This window comes from Maribacter sp. Asnod1-A12 (assembly GCF_045063735.1).
Lineage (GTDB): Bacteria > Bacteroidota > Bacteroidia > Flavobacteriales > Flavobacteriaceae > Maribacter.
This window is the reverse complement of record NZ_JBEFNZ010000006.1, coordinates 3,376,394-3,396,049: the sequence shown is the minus strand read 5'-3', so window position 1 is coordinate 3,396,049 and position 19,656 is coordinate 3,376,394. Positions and strand designations below refer to the sequence as shown.

The 19,656-nt window shown below is 33.1% G+C and carries 20 protein-coding genes; 10 read left to right on the top strand and 10 right to left on the bottom strand.

Features of this window, described 5'->3' with window-relative positions:
* Positions 1-32: 32 nt before the first annotated feature.
* The 4 genes from ACJJVP_RS14645 to ACJJVP_RS14630 all read right to left on the bottom strand — a co-directional run bounded on the left by ACJJVP_RS14645 (position 33) and on the right by ACJJVP_RS14630 (position 4,524).
* A complete protein-coding gene (locus ACJJVP_RS14645; protein WP_405414650.1) occupies positions 33-1,031 on the bottom strand; it encodes an NADP-dependent oxidoreductase in 999 nt (332 codons plus the stop codon).
* A 206-nt stretch (positions 1,032-1,237) separates the two neighbouring features.
* Positions 1,238-2,638: an NAD-dependent succinate-semialdehyde dehydrogenase gene (locus tag ACJJVP_RS14640; RefSeq protein WP_405414647.1), complete on the bottom strand. Its 1,401-nt coding sequence runs from the start codon at positions 2,636-2,638 to the stop codon at positions 1,238-1,240.
* 20 nt (positions 2,639-2,658) lie between these two features.
* The gene (locus tag ACJJVP_RS14635; protein WP_405414645.1) at positions 2,659-3,399 is read right to left on the bottom strand and encodes an SDR family oxidoreductase; all 741 of its coding nucleotides are present in this window, start codon (positions 3,397-3,399) and stop codon (positions 2,659-2,661) included.
* Positions 3,400-3,639: 240 nt separating this feature from the next.
* Positions 3,640-4,524 carry an AraC family transcriptional regulator gene (locus tag ACJJVP_RS14630; protein WP_405414643.1) on the bottom strand — a complete coding sequence of 295 codons (885 nt, stop codon included), beginning with the start codon at positions 4,522-4,524 and terminating at the stop codon, positions 3,640-3,642.
* A 158-nt stretch (positions 4,525-4,682) separates the two neighbouring features.
* Here ACJJVP_RS14630 and ACJJVP_RS14625 point away from each other — a divergent pair, with 158 nt between their 5' ends.
* The 8 genes from ACJJVP_RS14625 to ACJJVP_RS14590 all read left to right on the top strand — a co-directional run bounded on the left by ACJJVP_RS14625 (position 4,683) and on the right by ACJJVP_RS14590 (position 12,551).
* Positions 4,683-5,357, top strand: coding sequence for an NAD(P)H-dependent oxidoreductase (locus tag ACJJVP_RS14625; RefSeq protein ID WP_405414640.1), 675 nt, complete (start codon positions 4,683-4,685; stop codon positions 5,355-5,357).
* A gap of 355 nt (positions 5,358-5,712) precedes the next feature.
* Positions 5,713-6,831, top strand: coding sequence for an esterase-like activity of phytase family protein (locus tag ACJJVP_RS14620; protein ID WP_405414638.1), 1,119 nt, complete (start codon positions 5,713-5,715; stop codon positions 6,829-6,831).
* Positions 6,832-7,034: 203 nt separating this feature from the next.
* Positions 7,035-7,661, top strand: a complete 627-nt coding sequence (locus ACJJVP_RS14615; protein ID WP_405414636.1) for a MarC family protein — start codon at positions 7,035-7,037, stop codon at positions 7,659-7,661.
* A gap of 38 nt (positions 7,662-7,699) precedes the next feature.
* Positions 7,700-8,230 carry an NAD(P)H-dependent oxidoreductase gene (locus ACJJVP_RS14610; protein WP_405414635.1) on the top strand — a complete coding sequence of 177 codons (531 nt, stop codon included), beginning with the start codon at positions 7,700-7,702 and terminating at the stop codon, positions 8,228-8,230.
* Between the two features lie 59 nt (positions 8,231-8,289).
* Positions 8,290-10,197 carry a monovalent cation:proton antiporter-2 (CPA2) family protein gene (locus tag ACJJVP_RS14605; protein WP_405414633.1) on the top strand — a complete coding sequence of 636 codons (1,908 nt, stop codon included), beginning with the start codon at positions 8,290-8,292 and terminating at the stop codon, positions 10,195-10,197.
* A 181-nt stretch (positions 10,198-10,378) separates the two neighbouring features.
* Positions 10,379-10,972, top strand: coding sequence for a DUF6515 family protein (locus ACJJVP_RS14600; protein ID WP_405414631.1), 594 nt, complete (start codon positions 10,379-10,381; stop codon positions 10,970-10,972).
* Positions 10,973-11,135: 163 nt separating this feature from the next.
* The gene (locus tag ACJJVP_RS14595) at positions 11,136-11,753 is read left to right on the top strand and encodes a DUF6134 family protein (RefSeq protein WP_405414629.1); all 618 of its coding nucleotides are present in this window, start codon (positions 11,136-11,138) and stop codon (positions 11,751-11,753) included.
* Positions 11,754-11,783: 30 nt separating this feature from the next.
* Positions 11,784-12,551 (top strand): patatin-like phospholipase family protein, encoded by a 768-nt coding sequence (locus tag ACJJVP_RS14590; protein WP_405414627.1) that lies wholly within the window; start codon positions 11,784-11,786, stop codon positions 12,549-12,551.
* An 11-nt stretch (positions 12,552-12,562) separates the two neighbouring features.
* On the opposite strand, the gene ACJJVP_RS14585 is transcribed toward ACJJVP_RS14590, so the two are convergent.
* The 6 genes from ACJJVP_RS14585 to ACJJVP_RS14560 form a co-directional block, all read right to left on the bottom strand.
* Positions 12,563-13,174, bottom strand: a complete 612-nt coding sequence (locus ACJJVP_RS14585) for a DEAD/DEAH box helicase (protein ID WP_405414625.1) — start codon at positions 13,172-13,174, stop codon at positions 12,563-12,565.
* Positions 13,175-13,288: 114 nt separating this feature from the next.
* On the bottom strand, positions 13,289-14,188 hold the full coding sequence (locus ACJJVP_RS14580; protein WP_405414623.1) for an EamA family transporter: 900 nt from the start codon (positions 14,186-14,188) through the stop codon (positions 13,289-13,291).
* Between the two features lie 138 nt (positions 14,189-14,326).
* Positions 14,327-15,484: an iron-containing alcohol dehydrogenase gene (locus ACJJVP_RS14575; RefSeq protein ID WP_405414621.1), complete on the bottom strand. Its 1,158-nt coding sequence runs from the start codon at positions 15,482-15,484 to the stop codon at positions 14,327-14,329.
* Between the two features lie 49 nt (positions 15,485-15,533).
* Positions 15,534-16,166, bottom strand: coding sequence for an NAD(P)H-dependent oxidoreductase (locus ACJJVP_RS14570; protein WP_405414619.1), 633 nt, complete (start codon positions 16,164-16,166; stop codon positions 15,534-15,536).
* A 15-nt stretch (positions 16,167-16,181) separates the two neighbouring features.
* Positions 16,182-16,847 carry an NAD(P)H-binding protein gene (locus tag ACJJVP_RS14565; protein WP_405414618.1) on the bottom strand — a complete coding sequence of 222 codons (666 nt, stop codon included), beginning with the start codon at positions 16,845-16,847 and terminating at the stop codon, positions 16,182-16,184.
* Position 16,848: 1 nt separating this feature from the next.
* Complete coding sequence (locus ACJJVP_RS14560) at positions 16,849-17,433, bottom strand: TetR/AcrR family transcriptional regulator (RefSeq protein WP_405414617.1); 585 nt, start codon at positions 17,431-17,433, stop codon at positions 16,849-16,851.
* A gap of 246 nt (positions 17,434-17,679) precedes the next feature.
* Between ACJJVP_RS14560 and ACJJVP_RS14555 the strand changes: the two genes are divergently transcribed.
* Together ACJJVP_RS14555 and ACJJVP_RS14550 are read left to right on the top strand one after the other, a co-directional pair.
* Positions 17,680-18,894 carry a patatin-like phospholipase family protein gene (locus tag ACJJVP_RS14555; RefSeq protein WP_405414616.1) on the top strand — a complete coding sequence of 405 codons (1,215 nt, stop codon included), beginning with the start codon at positions 17,680-17,682 and terminating at the stop codon, positions 18,892-18,894.
* Between the two features lie 121 nt (positions 18,895-19,015).
* Positions 19,016-19,585 (top strand): hypothetical protein, encoded by a 570-nt coding sequence (locus ACJJVP_RS14550; protein ID WP_405414614.1) that lies wholly within the window; start codon positions 19,016-19,018, stop codon positions 19,583-19,585.
* The last annotated feature ends 71 nt before the right edge of the window (positions 19,586-19,656 follow it).

The following is a 19,656-nucleotide window of genomic DNA, read 5'->3' as shown; positions in this document are numbered from 1 at the left end:
TATTATTTACATCTAATTTTATTGAAAGTATTTTAGATTTTCACTATCATTTTTCCTTTATTCTTTCCATCCATCATATCTAAGAATGCTTGTGGTGTATTCTCAAATCCTTCAACTATAGTTTCTTTATATTTTAATTTCTCTTCACCTAGCCAAGTAGATAATTGTTTTATAGCTACGGGAAATTTATCGGCATAATTAGAAACAATGAACCCTTGCATTAAGGCACTGTTCTTAACCAAGAATGGTTGTACCGCTACTGCCATAGGAATTTCCGTTTTATTATAAACTGAAATTGCTCCACAGATAATAATTCTTGCAAACTGATTGATATTGAAGAGAACGGCATCGGATATTGGTCCGCCTACATTATCAAAATAGATATCTACACCGTTTGGAGCAGCTGCTTCAATGGCAGATTTAATGTCATCGGTAGTTTTATAATTGATACCGTGATCAAAACCGAATTCTGACTTAAGCATAGCTATCTTTTCATCAGTACCGGCAATACCGATTACATTCAAACCAAGTATTTTTCCTATCTGGCCTACTACGCTACCAACAGCACCTGCAGCACCTGAGACCACTAAAGTTTCACCTTTCTTAGGTTTTCCTATCTCATGGAGACCTAAAAATGCAGTTAAACCTGTCATACCCACAATGCCTAAAAACGCACTTAGAGGAGCTTTACTATTGTCTATTTTCTGTAATCCATCTCCCGTGGAAACTTGTTTTTGTTTCCACTCTAATAATCCTGAAACAAAATCTCCCTTTTTAAAGTTATCGTTCTTAGATGCTACAACTTCTGCTACCATACCAGAACTAATTGGCTCCCCAACTTTAAAAGGAGGAACATACGATTTCGCATCGCTCATTCTTCCTCGTAAATAAGGATCTACAGATATATATTTTGACTCTAACAATATCTCGCCATCTGAAACCGAAGGTTCATTTTCAAATTCTATAAAATCAAAATCTGAAAGAGTAGGGGTTTCTACCGGACGTTTTTTTAAAATAATTGACTTATTCATAAGTTCATATTTAAATTTATTACTATCACTTAGACCGATATTCAGAAGATTACAAAGGCTTTATTTATGCTGTAAATATCAGGTCTAATATCTACTTTTTGTTACGGTTCAAAGTTACTTATAAAAAAGAATGAACATTCATTTTTTAACTAAACTTTATATAACCGATTATTATATAAAAAGAAAGGTACCTTTCTTTTTATTATTTACTTATCATCCATTATCATTATGGACTTTACATTGACAAATTCTTTCATACCAAATCCACCATGTTCCCTACCATAACCAGAATCTTTGACTCCTCCGAAAGGCATATTTGGTTCTGCTAGGCCGAATGAATTAATGAATACCATACCGGTATCAAAATGCTTTTCAGCCAATTCTGTTGCCTTTTTTATATCCTTCGAAAAAATTCCTCCACCTAGACCAAATCTACTATCATTTGCTATACGCATAGCATCCTCATCGTTTTTCGCTTTTATCAGCGAAGCAACAGGACCGAATAATTCATCATAATACGCAGGTTGACCTGGCGATACATTACCTAAAACAGTAGCAGGGTAGAAATACCCTTTACCATCTGGTATATATCCACCACATAGAATTTCGGCTCCTTGCTCTACACTTTCTTCCACTTGTTCATGAATCTTTTCTCTTAAATCTTTACGAGCCATTGGTCCTAATTCGGTTTCTTCTAACTTCGGATTACCAACTTTTAAGGCGTTCATAGCATTAACGAATTTTTCTTTAAATTCTTCATAAATCTTTTCTGTTGCTATAAATCGTTTTGCTGCTATACAGGTTTCACCATTATTATAAATTCTACCCATAACACTTTTCTCAACAGCTAAATCGATGTCTGCATCTTCCAAAACTAAATAAGCATCATTACTACCTAATTCTAAAACTGTTTTTTTAAGTTCGGCACCAGCTTTTTCTCCAATCTTTTCACCTGCAACAGGACTACCGGTTAATGTAACACCTCTAACCAACTTATGCTCTATTATAGCATTTGACTGCTCGTGCTCAATGACCATTACATTGAAAAGACCTTCAGGTAAACCTGCTGTATCAAAAATTGATTTCAATAATTTGGCAGTTCCAGTTACGTTCGAAGCGTGCTTTAAAAGAATACTATTACCGACCATTAAATTAACTATGGTGTAACGCAATACCTGATAACTTGGATAGTTCCATGGCTGAATACCGTAAATGATTCCTATAGGTGAGTAGGTTATAATCCCTTTTCCTCCATTAGATAATCTGCGTTCTTCATTTTTTAAAAATTCTGGAGCATGCTCTGCTGAATAATTACATATAGAGGTACAAAGGTCGACCTCTTGATTACTTTGCGTTAATAATTTACCCATCTCATCGGTCATTAACTCAGAAAGTTCTTTCTTGTAATTTTGAAGCTCTTGACCAATAGATTTTATAACTTTTCCACGTTCTTCAATTGACCTCATTTTCCATTTTAAAAACGCCTTATGAGATAGTTGTATGCTTTCTTCTACTTGGTCATCTGTCATGTATGTATGAGATGCAATTTCTTCACCTGTAGTTGGGTTAATTGTTTTGAATGTATCTTGTTTTGTTATCGTTGACATTTTTTGTTTTTTAATTTTAATTATTGTTGTTCACTTGGCACCAAATAGACATCATTGATATTTACACGTTTAGGCTGAGTTAATACGTAATAAATAGAATTAGCAATATCTTCTGCTTCTAATGTTTCCATTTTTTGCATTTCTTTCATCATTTCTTTTACATCTTCATCACTAATAGTGCTTGTCAAATTGGTGGCCACGGCACCTGGTTCAATTGAAGTTATATTAATACCATACTTAGGTGCCAGTTCTTGACGTAGCCCTTCTGAAAACATTTTTATTGCAGATTTTGTAGCACAATACACTGCACCACCAGGAAAATATCTATTCGCGGCCATTGAAGAAATATTGATAATATTGCCGCCTTTATTTTCTTTTAATTCTGGTAAGACCGCCGCTACTCCGTTAAGCACCCCTTTTATATTGACTTCTACCATTTTATCCCATTCATCTGTTTTTAATTTCTCTACAAACGATAAAGGCATTAATCCGGCATTATTTACCAATCCTGAAATTTTACCAAATTCACGTTTAGTTTTGGATATGACATTCTGAAAATCATCTTTCTTAGTTACATCACCAGCAGCAACTAAAGCTTCTCCACCATTTTTTTTGATTTCAGATTTTAAGTCGTTTAGCTCATCTTCACTTCTAGCCATTAACACAACTTTTGCTCCGTTAGCTGCTAGTTTTATTGCTGTTGCCCTACCTATACCACTAGATGCACCAGTTATTATTATTACTTTATCTTCTAAATTCATTACATGTTTTTTTTATTCAAAACCAAGTTACACGTAATGGTAGAAGTCTTTTGACTAGATTAAAATAAGAATTGACGGAAAAGGAAACGAATCAATATTTATTGATTCGAAGCTAATAAACATTTGTTTTATTAAAAGTGTGACCGATCTATAATAAGACAGAAATTTTGAATAAACTTACCCTTGAAGGTGAAAAGAGATAGCCAAATAAAATAGATGAAATTATACTTACAATATAGTTTAATTCGTACAAGTACTTCTAGTGAGCATCATATAATTACCATTACTTTTAAATTCTTTGATAGATATACCAACATACCGCTTAAACGTCTTTGATAAATGACTAACATCGGTAAAACCTAACTCATCGGCTATTTGTGTTAGAGTAAAATCAGAATTTAAAAGTCTGATTTCTACTAATTTCAATTTTGCTTTGATTATATACTCGCGTAATGGCATATGCACCTGTTTCTTAAAATATTCACTTACATAAGTAGGAGACATCATAAAAACAACTGCAAGATTTTCAACCTTTAACAAATTAGTTTTAGCTATATTCTCATTGATATAAGTAAGCATTTTCGTGATTTTTTCTTCCGAAACCTTTGCTTCCATTTCGAAATAATTGCTCTTTTTTATATTTCTAATTAATATCTCTAAAATACTGGTCATTAGGCTCGTTATAAGGTTTACAGATTCTTGTCCATAATTTCTTGTTTCTAACAATATCATTTCAAACAAGTTAACAATATGTAATCTATCGGTTTCTGATTTTAAAATATCGCCAGGTAACTGGTTATAGTTCGATAATATATACGAAGCCTCTTTAAACCATTCATTTCTATCAATATGTATTTTATCTACCCCTTTAAAAAAAGAATCTGTAAATTTTAAAAACACAAATTGTGTTTCATCTTTAATTTTAAAAGAATGACATTTAAGCGGTGGAAGCAAAAACACACTACCATTCTTATAAGTCGATTCATTATAATTTATACATTGAATACCTGAACCAGATTTAATTAGAACCAATTCAAAAAAATTATTTTTTACAGGTCGTTGTTTCCACCCTGACAATTTAACTTCTTGTATTTCAAAAGGTTTATACGCTTCTAAAACTTCCATAACAACATAATTTAAAGCCAAAACTATAATAAATATCTTTAATAAGCACTTGTAACTATACACAAACCTTGATTTATACAATTATCACCTTCATTTGTACTAAAAAATACGCTCAAATGGTATGTAAATTTGTGGCATAATAAAAAATAGCTTTAAATATGAGAATACCTAAAATTGCGAAAGAAGATATTATAAATGCTTTCAACTATAGACACGCTACGAAAGAGTTTGATGCTACTAAAACTATTTCTGACGCTGATATAAAATTTATTTTGGAAACAGCCCGTTTATCACCAAGTTCATTTGGTTTTGAGCCTTGGCATTTTATAGTAGTTCAAGACAAAGAATTACGCGAACTGCTAAAACCTGTAGCTTGGGGAGCACCACTAAAATTAGATACTGCTAGTCACTTTATTTTAGGTCTGGCAATGAAAGCCCCTATGGTAAAGCATGATGCTCCATATATTGAACACATGATGAAAGAGGTAAAACAAATGCCCGAAGATGTTGTAGAAGTATACTCTAAGTTTTACCGAGAGTTTCAGGAGCGTGATTTTAATCTAGATTCAGACAAGAAGTTATTTGATTGGTCTTCAAAGCAGACTTATATCGCTTTAGGAAATATGATGACTGCTGCTGCACTTTCAGGAATCGATTCTTGCCCTATAGAAGGTTTTCACCAAGAAAAAGCAGAAGCATTGCTTAAAGAGAAATTTGGCGTGGATACAGATAAGTATGGTTTAGCTTTTATGGCTGCATTCGGATACAGAAAGGCAGACCCGGAATTTCCAAAATCTAGAAGAAACAAAAATGATATTGTTACATGGAAATAGTAGCAAGCATCGATATAAAAATATTTCATTAAACACTCATAGCATAATTGTATAAAAAGATCGAATTCAAGTAGTTAATCGTATTAAATTATATTGAATAAAACGTAACATTGCTCGGCAAACCTTACTTAGAATTTAAGTAAGATAGATAAGGTGAAAACTCGCGCTAATTTTAATAATAATAAAAGACATTATATAAAACACATAAGATTCTTATAACACAGTAAAAGTTATAGAATTACCGTTATTGAGAAATACACCGGTTTAAGCATTTTTTGCTTATAATAGTTTGAAACTACAATAGTATTAGAAGTAATTTTACAAAAATAATTTTTGTTTTCAAAAAAAGCAATATATGAGCATTGTAGTAAGAATATTTCTTCTAATTAAAGGATTAACAATCGTTATTTCTTGTGGTAACATTAATGAAGCTAAACAAAATGATACCGGTATTAGATTACATTTTGTAGATGAATATATTTTAACTGATGAAACTTCATTTGCTAATACGAGGGTAGGAGGGTTATCAGGTATAGATTATGCAAATGGAGATTGGTTTGCCATAAGTGATGATAGTGAATCTCCAAGGTTTTATAAAGCTAATGTTTCGTATGATTTAAAAGGATTTGACACTATTCAAGTTACAGCAGTAACTCACTTTAAAGATGAAAATGGAAATAATTTACCTAAAGGAATTGTTGATCCTGAATCTATAAGATTTGATAATGGTGCTTTCATTTGGACAAGTGAAGGAAATATTAAAGATGGCTTAAAACCATTTGTGCAAATTGCAGATTCTACCGGTGCTTTTATAAAAGAAATCAATTTAGCCAATCGCTACTTACCTAATGACAATACAGATTTAGGACCTCGCCATAATAGTGTTTTTGAAGGCATATCATTAAGTTTCGATAAAAAAGGATATTGGGTAACGATGGAACTACCCCTTAAAGAAGATGGCGAAGAACCAACAATAGCAGAAACCGAGTCTCCTGTTAGAATTGCTTATATAAACAAAGAGACAGGGCGTTTCGAAAAGGAAATAGCATACGAATTAGATAATGTAACACGACCGGCCATAAACGGATCTACTTTTGAACTTAATGGTGTCGTAGAGATTCTAGAGTACGATACAAATAGATTTTTTGTATTAGAACGTTCTTATTCCATGGGATATAATGACGGTGGCAATACAGTTAAAATATATGATGTTGATGCTACAAAAGCAACTGATGTAAGTAGTATAAATAGTTTAAAAATTGCAGATTACACTAAAGTAACCAAAAGGCTTGTATTCAATTTTGAGAATATTCGCAAAGACTTAACAAACGGTATTGTAGATAATATCGAAGGGATCACTTTTGGATCGAACTTTAAAAATGGTAATCGTTCGTTGCTCGTGGTAGCAGATAATAATTTTAGCCTTTACGGCCCACAATTAAATCAATTTATTTTGTTTGAGGTAGTAAATTAAAATCATAAAACTTAGTACAAATCCCACTTCAAGCTCAATATGAAAATTAGACTATTATATGTAATCAAATCGCTCAAAACCCTGAGATTTACGTAAAATTTTCTTAGCTTCTCTTATATTTCAATAATTGCCAAAAATTTAAAATAATCTTGGATTTTTAGAAAGAAATCTAGTTCTTGCACGATTAATTTTTGCTTAAAATAATGGATGATTTAATTACATTTTCTATTGCTGTTTTTACTGGTTTTTTTGCCATTACAAACCCAATTTCTAACATGACCGTTTTTTTGTCTTTGACGCAAGGTGCAGATGAAGAAACAAAAGCCAGTATAAATAAAAGAGCAAATCTTATTGCCTTTATAATTGTTTTGGTATTTGTTCTTTTAGGGAAATACATTTTTGAATTATTTAATATTAGTATTCCGGCATTTAAAATTACTGGTGGCATCTTAATATTCTATATCGGTTTTGAAATGCTTCAATCAAAACAATCAAACGTAAAAAACATCAAGCATGTAAATATTGATGAGAATATTGCCGTGTCGCCATTGGCAATTCCTATATTAGCTGGCCCAGGTACAATCGTTACCGCAATGAACTTTGTATCTAGTGCCCAACCCGTTCATATTGCCATAGTTATTGCCATATTTGCCTTTATGAGCCTATTGACCTATTTAACGTTTAGACTTAGTAATTTAATCGTTCGTTTAGTTGGCTATAACGTTATTTCGGTAATTGGTAAAATTATGGGTCTGATCATTGCCATTATCGGTACTGGTATGATCATCGAGGGTATTAAATTATCATTTAATTTAATTACAAATCAATAAATCTTATTTAGATTATTTCCAAAATTTACTGCAATAATATGAAGAATGTTCTTGTTTTATTTGCTCATCCAAAGTTCGAAAAATCAAGAGCAAATATGGTTTTAACCAATCATATTAAAAACAAAGAAGGTGTTACTTTCCATGATTTGTATGAACAGTATCCTGATTTTCATATAGATGTACCCTTCGAAAAGAAATTATTGCAAGAACATGATGTTATTATATGGCATCACCCTCTCTATTGGTATAGTTGTCCTCCGTTGTTAAAACAATGGATAGATATGGTGTTGGAGTTCAATTGGGCCTATGGACCAAATGGTAAGGCCTTATCTTCTAAAATATGTCTGAATGTAATTACCACAGGCGGTAGTAAAGAGTTATACTGCAATCAAGGTACTAATAGTTATACCATAACTGAATTTTTAAGACCTTTTGAGCAAACTGCAAATATATGCCTAATGACATATCATAAGCCATTTACCGTAATGGGTACTTATCAGTTAACAGATAACCAACTTGAAACTTATGGATTTCAATACAGTGAATTAATTGACACTCTGCAAACTTAAAATAGCTATTTTCATCATACGCTAGCATCAATCAATGATGCTCATCAAAATCAACCAATATGACCGGCAGTATACTTTTCGATGCAATAGTTTTCTTATTGGGAGCAATTATTTGTGTTTCTATAGCCAAACGATTGGGCCTTAGTTCGGTTTTAGGCTATTTAATGGCGGGAGTATTAATTGGACCTTATCTATTAGGTTTTATAGGAGAAGAAGGAGAAGATATTCTTCATTTTGCAGAATTTGGTGTTGTAGTTATGCTATTCTTAATCGGATTGGAAATTGAACCTAAAAATTTCTGGAATATGCGTAAAACCATTGCTGGTATGGGCGGTATACAGGTTGTGGGTACCATGCTATTATCATATCTATTTTTTATGCTATTAGATTTTGATTGGAAGGTTTCTTTAGTCACTTCTATGGCTGTAGCTTTATCCTCTACCGCAATTGCCATGCAGACCATTAAAGAAAAAGGATTAATGGAAACCACTTTTGGAACTTCAGCCTTTTCTATACTATTGTTTCAAGATATCATTGTTATATTTATGTTAGGTGCTATCCCATTACTTTCAAATAGTGATGTAGCTGCCACAACCGATAACAATGAAGTAAGTAGCAATCTTTTAGATGGGTTACCTATGGGTTACCAGACGCTTGCCATTATTTTATCCGTTGCATTAATCATAGGTGCAGGGCAGTACTTAATAGTACCGATGTTAAGAAAAGTTGCACAAACCGGTGTTCGAGAACTATTGATTGCATCTGCTCTTTTAATAGTCTTTAGTATTTCTTTTTTAATGGAATATGTGGGACTCTCACCTGCATTAGGAGCTTTTTTAGGCGGTGTAGTGTTATCGAACAGCGAATATAAACATGAACTAGAAAGCACCTTAGAACCCTTTAAAAATCTACTATTAGGTCTCTTTTTTATAGCTGTTGGAGCTTCCATAAACTTTGTGGTGATTGCAAGGATGCCGTTGACTATTGGCGGTATTTTAATAGCTGTAATACTGATCAAAGCAATTGTTCTGTTCATAACCGGAATGGTATTTAAAATGAAGCTTGACCAAAAACTATTATTGACCTTCGGATTGGCACAAATTGGTGAATTTGCCTTCGTACTGCTTTCGTTTGCATTTCAATTGAATATTCTAGATCAAGAACAAATGGATATTTTATTAGTAATTACTGCCTTGACCATGTCTATAACACCTATTATAAGTATTGTAAACGAAAGATTAATTCTCCCTAAAATTGGGACAAAAGAATCTATTAAAAGACCTATGGACCATATTGCAAAGTCGCAAAATGTTATTCTTGTCGGCTTCGGACATTTTGGAAGCACCGTTGGTCGTTTTCTAAGGTCTCACGGTATTGAACCCACTATTTTAGATCAAGATTCTAACCGAGTAGATTTTCTACGTAAAGTGGGGTTTGAAGTTTATTATGGAGATGCTACACGTATCGATTTATTAGAATCTGCAGGTATCGCCCAAGCCAAAATACTTATATGTGCAATTGACAACCCTAGTGTCACCAAAGAAATTACAAAACTGGTCAGAGATAAATACCCAAATGTTGAACTTATGATACGTGCGCAAAATCGATATGATGCATATGAATTATTGAATATGGGTATGGAGAATATATATCGAGAATCTTTAGATACTTCTCTTTCATTGGCCAAAGACGTATTAAGCAAACTTGGTTTTCGAAAATATACCTTGAACCAACAAGTACAGAATTTCATTAAATATGATGAAACAAGTTTAAGAAGATTGGCAGCTGAACCTAAAGGTGATGAAAACTATATATTTAAAGCCCGCAAAGAATTAGAAGAGCAACAAAAATTATTAGAAGAAGATTTTAAAAGAGGTATTGTAGCGTATGATAATCACTGGGATAGTGAATCTATTAGAAAAGTATTAGAAAACCAGCAAAATAATGATTCTTCTACCAAGAATTAGTTCATAGTCAACACCTAAAAGATGTATTTTGTACTTCTATAAAATGTTCAAATTCATAGATAGAAACGGCTAATTCTTCTATTTCTAATTAAATAACAAGGTTATAGATTAAACCACAGCTACCTTTACATGTCAAAGTATTAAACGTAAAATAAAAGTTTAACCTTTTAAATTTAAAACTATGAAAACAAACACTAAAACATACGTAGTACTGGGTTTATTCCTTATAGCATTTGCTTTACCAAGTACAGCACAAACACGTAAAAGAACGGCAACAAAAACTACAACGACAAAAACTACAACAGTTACCAAAACACCGGGGAGAGTTTCAAGTAAGAAAGTACAGTATAGAACACCTACAAAGAAAGTCGTATCCGTTAGAACTGTACCTAATAAAACCGTAGTTAAACACAATGGTCAAAATTATTACTACTCTAATAACAAATATTATACAGCATCGCGTGGTAGATATATTGCCATTGCACCTAAGGTTGGGTTTAGAATAAATACGTTACCTACTGATTATGCTAGGGTTCGTTATAACAACAATATCTACTTCAACTTTGGAGGTAGCTTTTATGTGGAAGCAAATTCTGGTTATGAAGTTGTAGACCCTGAAATCGGAACTGTAGTTAGTGAATTACCTGATGGGCATGAAAAAGTTACTATTGACGGATTAACCTACTACGAATATTCTAATATACTGTATGAAAAAATACAAGTAAATGGTTCTAGAGCATATGAAGTGGTTGGTATAATTGATATGGAATACTAATTATTAAATTTTTAATAAAAGCGCTTACGGAGAAATTCGTAAGCGCTTTTACATTTTATAACATTCTATAAAAAATGATATTGGTTAGGTTGACAAAAAACGGAATTACTTAATTTTACATAGTAATAGAAAATATGAAGCGAACCGTGTTATTTATAAAGAAATGTCTTCAATAAATCAGTTCATTATAGGTAGTGTGGTTGTTTTTTTAGGTTTGTTTAGTTCTACAACTAATGATGTGAGACCTATAAAGAGCACATTGGTCTTTGATATTATAAGCAAGAATAAAATTATTGGTGATTTAAAAGCCACCAAGATTATTAAAGATTCAAAAGTACATTACAAATGTATTACCTCTATTAATACGAGAATTATTAAGGAGATTCAAGTAAACTATGAATATGATGTTACCTTTGAAAATAACAAACTAAAAAAGGCCAATGTACTTATAGATATTAATGATAAACCCTATGCCGACATTCTTACCAAATGGGAAATAGCTTATTACCAAATTTCAAAAAATGATAAAAATGAGTTAGTGGTAGAAGAAGATATCAAATATGCTACCATATTGCTATATTTTGTGGAACCAGTAAACATAGAACGGTGCTATTCTGAACAAGATGGAAGTTTTAATACCATTATACCTTTAGGTAATCATTCATATAAAAAGATAAATTCTAAAAACCATGAGAATATTTACTATTATAAATATGGTTTTTTGGAGAGAGCTGAAATAAATGGGGGTATAGTGAAATTTGAAATTGTTGTTCAAAAATGAATATTTTAAGCAAGAGAAATTAAATCAATTATGACAACTATTGGGTTAGTTCTTTCAGGCGGTGGCATACGTGGAGTAGCACATATTGGTATAATAAAAGCCTTGGAGGAACATGGTATTTACCCAACCCATATATCTGGTACTAGTGCGGGTGCTATTGTTGGTTCATTATATGCAGGTGGTGTAAAATGGGAAGATATTTTAGAATTCTTCAAAGTAATTCCTATTTTTCATGCCAATAGATTCGCCCGTAAAAAACCCGGTTTTATAGACACAGAGAAGTTTTATGATGAGTTTAAAAAGTTTTTCCCTAACGATAAATTTGAATCACTTCCTAAGGAGCTTTTTATAACAGCTACGGATATCGTTAAAGGGGAACTAAAGATTTTTGATACTGGAGAATTGATAAAACCAGTACTTGCATCTGCAACTTTTCCTGGTGTTTTTTCACCTATTAATATTAATGGGTCTTTCTACGTAGATGGTGGTGTATTAAACAATTTCCCTATTGAGCCTTTACAACCACACTGCGATAAAATAATAGGCAGCTATGTAAACGCACTAAAATCAATTAAAATAAAAGATTTAAAACATTCGTACAATGTATTGGAAAGAGCGTATAAAATAAAATCAGCATCAGAATCCATAGCAAAATTTTCAGAATGCGAGTTTGTAGTTTCTCCCGAAGAGCTTTGTGAATATGCAACTTTTGATATGAGATCTATAGATGCCATTTTTGATATTGGCTATAATAGTACTATAGATGTGCTACGTAAACAAGGATATTCTAAGCAATAAGAAAGCTTATATTATAGCTTTACATGACTAGCATGTTCCATAAAATAATCTTCAAAACGTTCTAATTTAGGATGCATTTTTTCTGAGTATATCACATATTGACATTTCATAATACTTTGTGCAACCGTAATCATAGCTGTATAGTCCGATTTCTGAATTAAAAAATCACCATCATTAATACTACAGATCTTCAATTGAGACGTACTTACCCCATTCAATAAAAACAACTTGTGTAGTGTAGTAGGTGTTGTAATAAGTATATCTATACCTTCAAATATTTCTGATTTTTGAATATCGATATGCAATTCCTTATAACTGGCATATAGTCTCATATCCGTATACTTGGTAAATTCAAAAAACTTATCATAAACTTCCAGTACCTTTTCTTTATTCTCAACCACAACAACAGCTCTTGGCGCATTGCCTTCGGCTTTACATTTTAGTTTCTGTAATGTTGTCAATATTAAGGTTGTAGTTTTACCACTTTCCTTTGGAGCTGTACAATATACATTTGCTCCGCTTTTAATTACGGGAATACTTTTCTTCTGGAAAGAAGTTGGTTCTGTAATGGAAAGGTATTCTAGTCTTTCTAATAAGTGTGGATTCAGTTTCTTAAATGACATTTGCTACTTTAAACTAATTAAACATACTATAACATTACAAAGATACAGCCTACCAACGTGCTAACCCTATTATAGCACTCTATTTTCTTATGAGAGAAAGCAATACAGAATTTCTTATGAATAAAGAATAAGAAAGACACCAAGCATAATACCCGCTAACGGCACTAATTTTTTACGTTTATTTTGTTCCTTAAAAATAAAACCGCCAACGACTACAGCTATCAATATTTGACTACGCTTTATGGCTGAAAGTAGCATTATCAATGCATCTGGATCTTGTAATGCTTTAAAATAAAAAAAGTCTGCCGTTTGTAAAAGAATACCCACCATAGGTATCGTCCACCGCCATTTAAAGGAACCTTTTAAATTAGCATTGGTCGCTCGTGTAATTACTACTACCACACCTATCATCAGCATAGTATAAGTACAAAACCAAAATTGTAGGGTAGGGGGATTAAGATTTAAACTTTGTATTAAAAACTTATCGTACAAACCACTTGAAGCTCCTAAAAAGGTGGCTCCTATAATAGCATATATCCACTTATTATTCTTGAAGTTTATACCTTCTTTTTTGCCAATTCTAGAATAAAGAAATACGGAAAAAATAATTAGGAAAAACCCAATCCACTGCCAAAAATTAGGGCGTTCTTGATAAATTAGAATCGCTCCAATAAACGTGAAAAATGGACCTGCAGAACGTATTGGTGTTACAATAGTAATTGGCAAGTGTTTCAAAGCTTGATATGCCAATACCCATGACGATGCCATAATCATAGATTTAATCAAGATAAACCCATGTGTCTTCAATGAAATATCAGATACAAATAAATCTATTGCCTGTAATTCTACAGGATAGTATTTAGAAGCCAAAAACAAGGGTAAAAACAATAAAAAACCAGCGATTAAGGTGCCTAAAAGAACAGAAAAGGCATCATTACCTTGTACGGCATGTTTTTTACATAAGTTGTGTAATCCTAAAAAAAGCGCTGCTAAAAGTCCGAGGTACATCCACATAATGCGCGCGAAGATATTGGTTTTTGACTATTCTGCCTTCTAGATAAGACATTCATATGTGATTTGTAATCGGTATAACCGGAAATAAAAAAGGGCTGTCTAAATTAGACAGCCCTTTTTAAAAATACTTCGCTTAACCTAATAAGCCATTTTCACGATTTTCTGTGCATCTTCTGGCATTAAAGCTTGGCGTTCACCTAATTTCCATCCACGATCTGTAAATCGCTTAGAAATTTCTTCGGCAGTGCCTTCATACTCTTTAGTGTAATCAGATAGCTTAGTATCGATACCTAATTCATGAAAGAATTCTTCGGTCTTTTCAATGGCAGCATATGCCTTGTCATCCATACTACCCTCCGTAATATTCCAAACACGTTCGCCGTACTGTGCTAATTTTTCTTTTTTAGCTTCAAAATTGTACTTGTAGTGACTTGGTGCAATTACCGCTAAGGTACGTGCGTGGTCAATACCGAATAATGCGGTTAACTCATGACCCATCATATGCACAGCCCAATCACCAGGCACTCCTTTTTGAATTAATCCGTTCAATGCCATTGTACAGCTCCACATAAAATCTGCGGCAGGTGTATAATCGGTAGGATCTTTTAATACTTTAGGAGCAACTTCTACTAATGTCTGCAAAATACTTTCTGCAAATCTATCTTGTAAAGATGCACCTATTGGGTAGGTCATGTATTGCTCCAATACATGTGTGAAAGCATCTGTAATTCCGTTTGCTAATTGACGTTCAGGAATTGAACTAATAACCTGTGGGTCTAAAATTGAAAACTCAGGAAACAATCCTGGACCGCCCATGGCTAATTTCTCTTTGGTTTCCGCTCTTGTAATTACAGCACCTGAATTCATTTCAGAACCTGTTGCCGGCAAGGTCAATACGGTCCCAAAAGGCATTCCTTTTTTGGTTCTCACATTTTTGGCAAGTATATCCCAAGGGGTATCTCCATCATATACCGCTGCTGCAGATAAAAATTTTGTTCCGTCTATTACAGACCCACCACCAACTGCTAATAAATAAGTAATGTTTTTATCTTTTATTACCTGTAACGCTTCCATTAGAACCGCATATTCAGGGTTCGCAGGTATACCACCAAACTCTGTAACATCTACCTTAGAAAATGCTTTGGTAACTTGTTCGTAAATACCGTTTTTCTTGATACTGCCGCCTCCGTAAAGCATTAATACTTTAGCATCTGCAGGAATTTCACTTTCTAATTTCGCTATGGTATCCTTTCCAAAAATAATCTTGGTCGGATTCTTAAATTCAAAATTGTTCATTTTCTCTCTTCTTTTAATTTATAATCTATACTTAAACCTTGAAAAACGGTTACTCTATAACCGTTACCAAGTCCTTCATTGGTTTTCTAACCTTTGCAAGATTCACCAACCAATCTTCACTTTCATTTCTGTACCCTAGTGGTAATAGCACTGCACTACGCAACCCTTTTTCGCGTAAGCCTAAAATTTTGTCTACCGCAGCAGGATCAAAACCTTCGATAGGGGTAGCATCTACCTCTTCAAAAGCTGCTGCTGCAATGCATTGTGAAAAGGCAATATATGCTTGCTTTGCAGCATGGTTAAAGTTTTCTTCTTCATCTTTTTGTGGATAAGAATCTAGCAACATCTTACGATAGTTTTCCCATCCTTCGTTCTTAAAACCTCTAATCTCATTGGTTAGATCGAACATGTAATTGATTCTATCTTCGGTATAGGTATCCCAAGCTGCAAAGACAAGTAGGTGAGAACAATCTGTAATCATAGATTGGTTCCAAGCTACAGGTCTTATCTGTTCTTTAATATCTTGATTTTTAACCACTATAATTTCAAAAGGCTGTAAGCCGCTTGAAGTTGGGGCCAAACGCGCTGCTTCTAAAATGCGTTTTACTTTATCTTCGGCTACTTTTTCACCGTTCATAGCCTTTGCGGCATATCTCCAATTTAATTTATCTAATAATTCCATTTTAATCTTTCTAATTTAAGTTGCTTTTGCTAATTGTTCTATATCGTTAGATGTTATGATAACATCGGTATTACTCGTTGTATTTGCTAAATTTAACATTGCCTGAGCAATGCTTTCTGCATTGATAATTCTATATTTTTTCAACGGACCAATAAATAACGGCTGAATGGCTTTGAATACTATTAGTCCTATTTTTTCAAGTGTTCGTTGTTCATCTCTTTCTCCTCCAATTAATGACGGTCTTAAAATTGATGTATGGGGTATGCCTTGATTTACAACATCTTGCTCCATTTCTCCCTTTGTTCTATTATAGAACACGTTACTTTTTTTGTTTGCGCCCATTGCAGATACCACTAAGTAGGTAGGGATTCCATTTTCTTTCGCCAATTTTGCCGCAGCAACAGGTATACCGTAATCAATGTCTATGTAACGTTTTTTATCTGGAGTTTTCTTTGCAGTTGTACCTATACAACAATACACTTCGTCTGCTGTAAATTCTTTTCTAAACTGTTCTAAGTCTAAAAGATTTCCTATAAACTGCTGTGCTTTACTTGACAAACCCTCAATTCTTGATCTAGAAAATAATTTTATAGTATCGTACCTATCGTCAATAAGTAATTTCTTCAACAATAATCCTCCCGTTAAACCCGAAGCTCCTAATATGATGGCTGTCTTTTTCATTCTACTTACACGTTTTAATGCTGCTCCATGCAGCTTCGTAAGCCTGGTCTAAATGCTCCTTATCCAATTTTACAGAACCTCGGTTTTGAGTAATCATTAAAAATGAAAGCGGATTAATTGAATAGGCATATAACATATAATCTGACAATGGTTTTATAACACCTTCTTTTTTACCACGTGCCCATAAATCGAGTAGGGGTTGCAAGTGCTTTATGCCTTCTTGCCTGCTAGCTTCATCTATCATTGGGGTATTATCACATTGCGCAAGAAACATGGCGTCGGCACTTTCTTTCAATTTAAACTCAGCTATTCGTTTCCAAATCACTTTAAAACCTTCTTCAACCGGCATAGTTTCATCATATGTGGCAAATGCATAAGCAGTATAATTAGCCTTAACCTCTATATAGGTTTTATTGACCAAATCTTGTTTGTTTTCAAAATATAGATATATGGTGGCAGGAGATACACAGGCCATTTTTGCAATCTTACTCATTGGTGTGGCATGAAATCCATCATTATTTACCAACTCTACAGTGGCATTAATTAATGCGTTTCTTTTGTCTATGCTTTTCTGTAATGCTGCCATAACTATGATTTCTTAGTACAAATTTACAAAAAATGAACGTTCATTCTTTTTTATTAACAGAACTTTAATTTAAATAGCGTGAAGGGAATCTAAAAAAACATAATATCCTTATAATTTCTAAGAACATTCTACAAACAACTTATTTCTTATTTCTCTAACTTTAAAAAGTACAATACAGGTAGTTCCCGCGTCCTTTTCAATTTCAAATTGAATCCCTTAACTTAATTTCCTAAATTATTATTAAAAATGTATAAAATTCTATCTCTAGACGGTGGCGGTAGTTGGGCTATTATTCAATTGTTAACCTTAAAAGATAGATACGGCAATTTAACGGGTCACGATATTTTAAAGAAATTTGATCTTGTAATTGCCAATTCGGGTGGTAGTATCGTTCTCGCTGCTTTAGCTGAAAATTATACCATTGACAAAGCCATTTCCCTTTTTAAGGAAAAGAAAAACCGAGAGCTTATTTTTCATAAGAACTCTTTTAAAGATCGTTATTTTCCTGTTGACTATTTAGGTCTTTTTAATGCGGGATTTGGACCAAAATATAGTGCAACTAAAAAAAAGGAAGCTTTTGAAAATCTATTTCCTCAGATTGATGAAATACAGATGGATGAAATTCCAAAACTGATTGGTAAAGCATCCCTTAAAATAGTAGTTGCCACATATGATGCCTTAAATAATCGTGCTAAATTCTTTAAATCATTCTCAACAAAACCAGATACTTACGATTCCGTTAGACTTACCCAAGCTATAAACGGATCATCTAACGCCCCTGTTCAATATTTTGATTTCCCGGCACGTTTTAAAGCTAAGCAAAGTGACATATATTATGAGTTATGGGATGGTGCCTTAGGCGGATTCAATAACCCTATTCTAGCTGGAATCATAGAAGCCTATAAACTAGGTGTTGACTTAAAAACGGTTCAGATTATATCTCTAGGTACCAGTAATTCATTAATGTCGTCTGAAGCGAAAAAAAACTTTTGGGATTGGAAACAGATTGCACTAATTTTTAGAAGAAAGAAATTTGCTTTCTCTAAATGGAAACCGCAATTTAACTTCTTTAAAGAAACGGTGTTACACCAAGCAAAAACAATTTTATACCAACCACCAGATACGGCCAACTATATTGCTATGATGTTTTTACAGGTAGCTACGGACAAATTACTTAACGAGCAAATTATTCGCTTATCACCCTTAATTCATTATGATGAGCAAACCGAAACATCAATAATTCCTTTAGTTCAAGATTTATACAGATTGGATATGGACCTAACCAAAGATGAAGAAATTGAAACATTGATTAATTGTTTTAATGCTTGGAAAAGCGGAAAGTTATATAATCAACCCATAGAATTTAAAGTGGAGCGCAATAACGATTTATCATTTATTAAAGGCGATAAATGGTATCAAGAGGGGATGGAAAGGTGGAGGGGCTGGGAAGCTGCTGAATAAATTTCCAACTTAAAATTTCCTAGTTTTAACTAACATATTTTATTAAATACTTGGCTTTGCTATCGTAGTATGGTTTATAAATGCTTTTACCTATTTTTGAAAAAATAGATAACCCTGCACCATGACACTAAAACAACAATTTTACATCATTATTTTTTTATTTGCAGTACCACTTATAGCTCAAGAAACTAGCCCTTCTGAAGTATTTTGGAACAATTTAAAATCTCATTGTGGTAAGGCATACGAAGGTAGTTTAGCATTACCTGAAGAAGATGAAAGTTTTGGTGGCAAAAAACTTGTTATGCATGTTAGGGCATGTAGCGATAACGAAATTAAGATTCCGTTTTATGTTGGTGACGATAAATCTAGAACATGGGTTTTAACTAAAAATGATGGAATACTTACCTTAAAACATGACCATAGGCATGAAGACGGCACTGAAGATGATGTGAATTTTTATGGTGGTACAGCAAGTAATGCAGGTAAAGCTGATATTCAGTTTTTCTCAGCAGATGTCGCAACTCAAAAAATGATACCTGGTGCTGCAACCAATGTTTGGTGGATTACATTAAACGATACTACTTTTACTTATAATTTAAGAAGACTAGGAACTGACCGAGTTTTTAAAGTGGTAATGGATATTACTAAGCCGATTGAAGAACCAGAAGCTCCGTGGGGTTGGGTAGATTAAATGAATCATTATCGGGAATCTACATCACTTATAAATAGATTGTTGTTACTCCCTGAATAACTGTACCTATC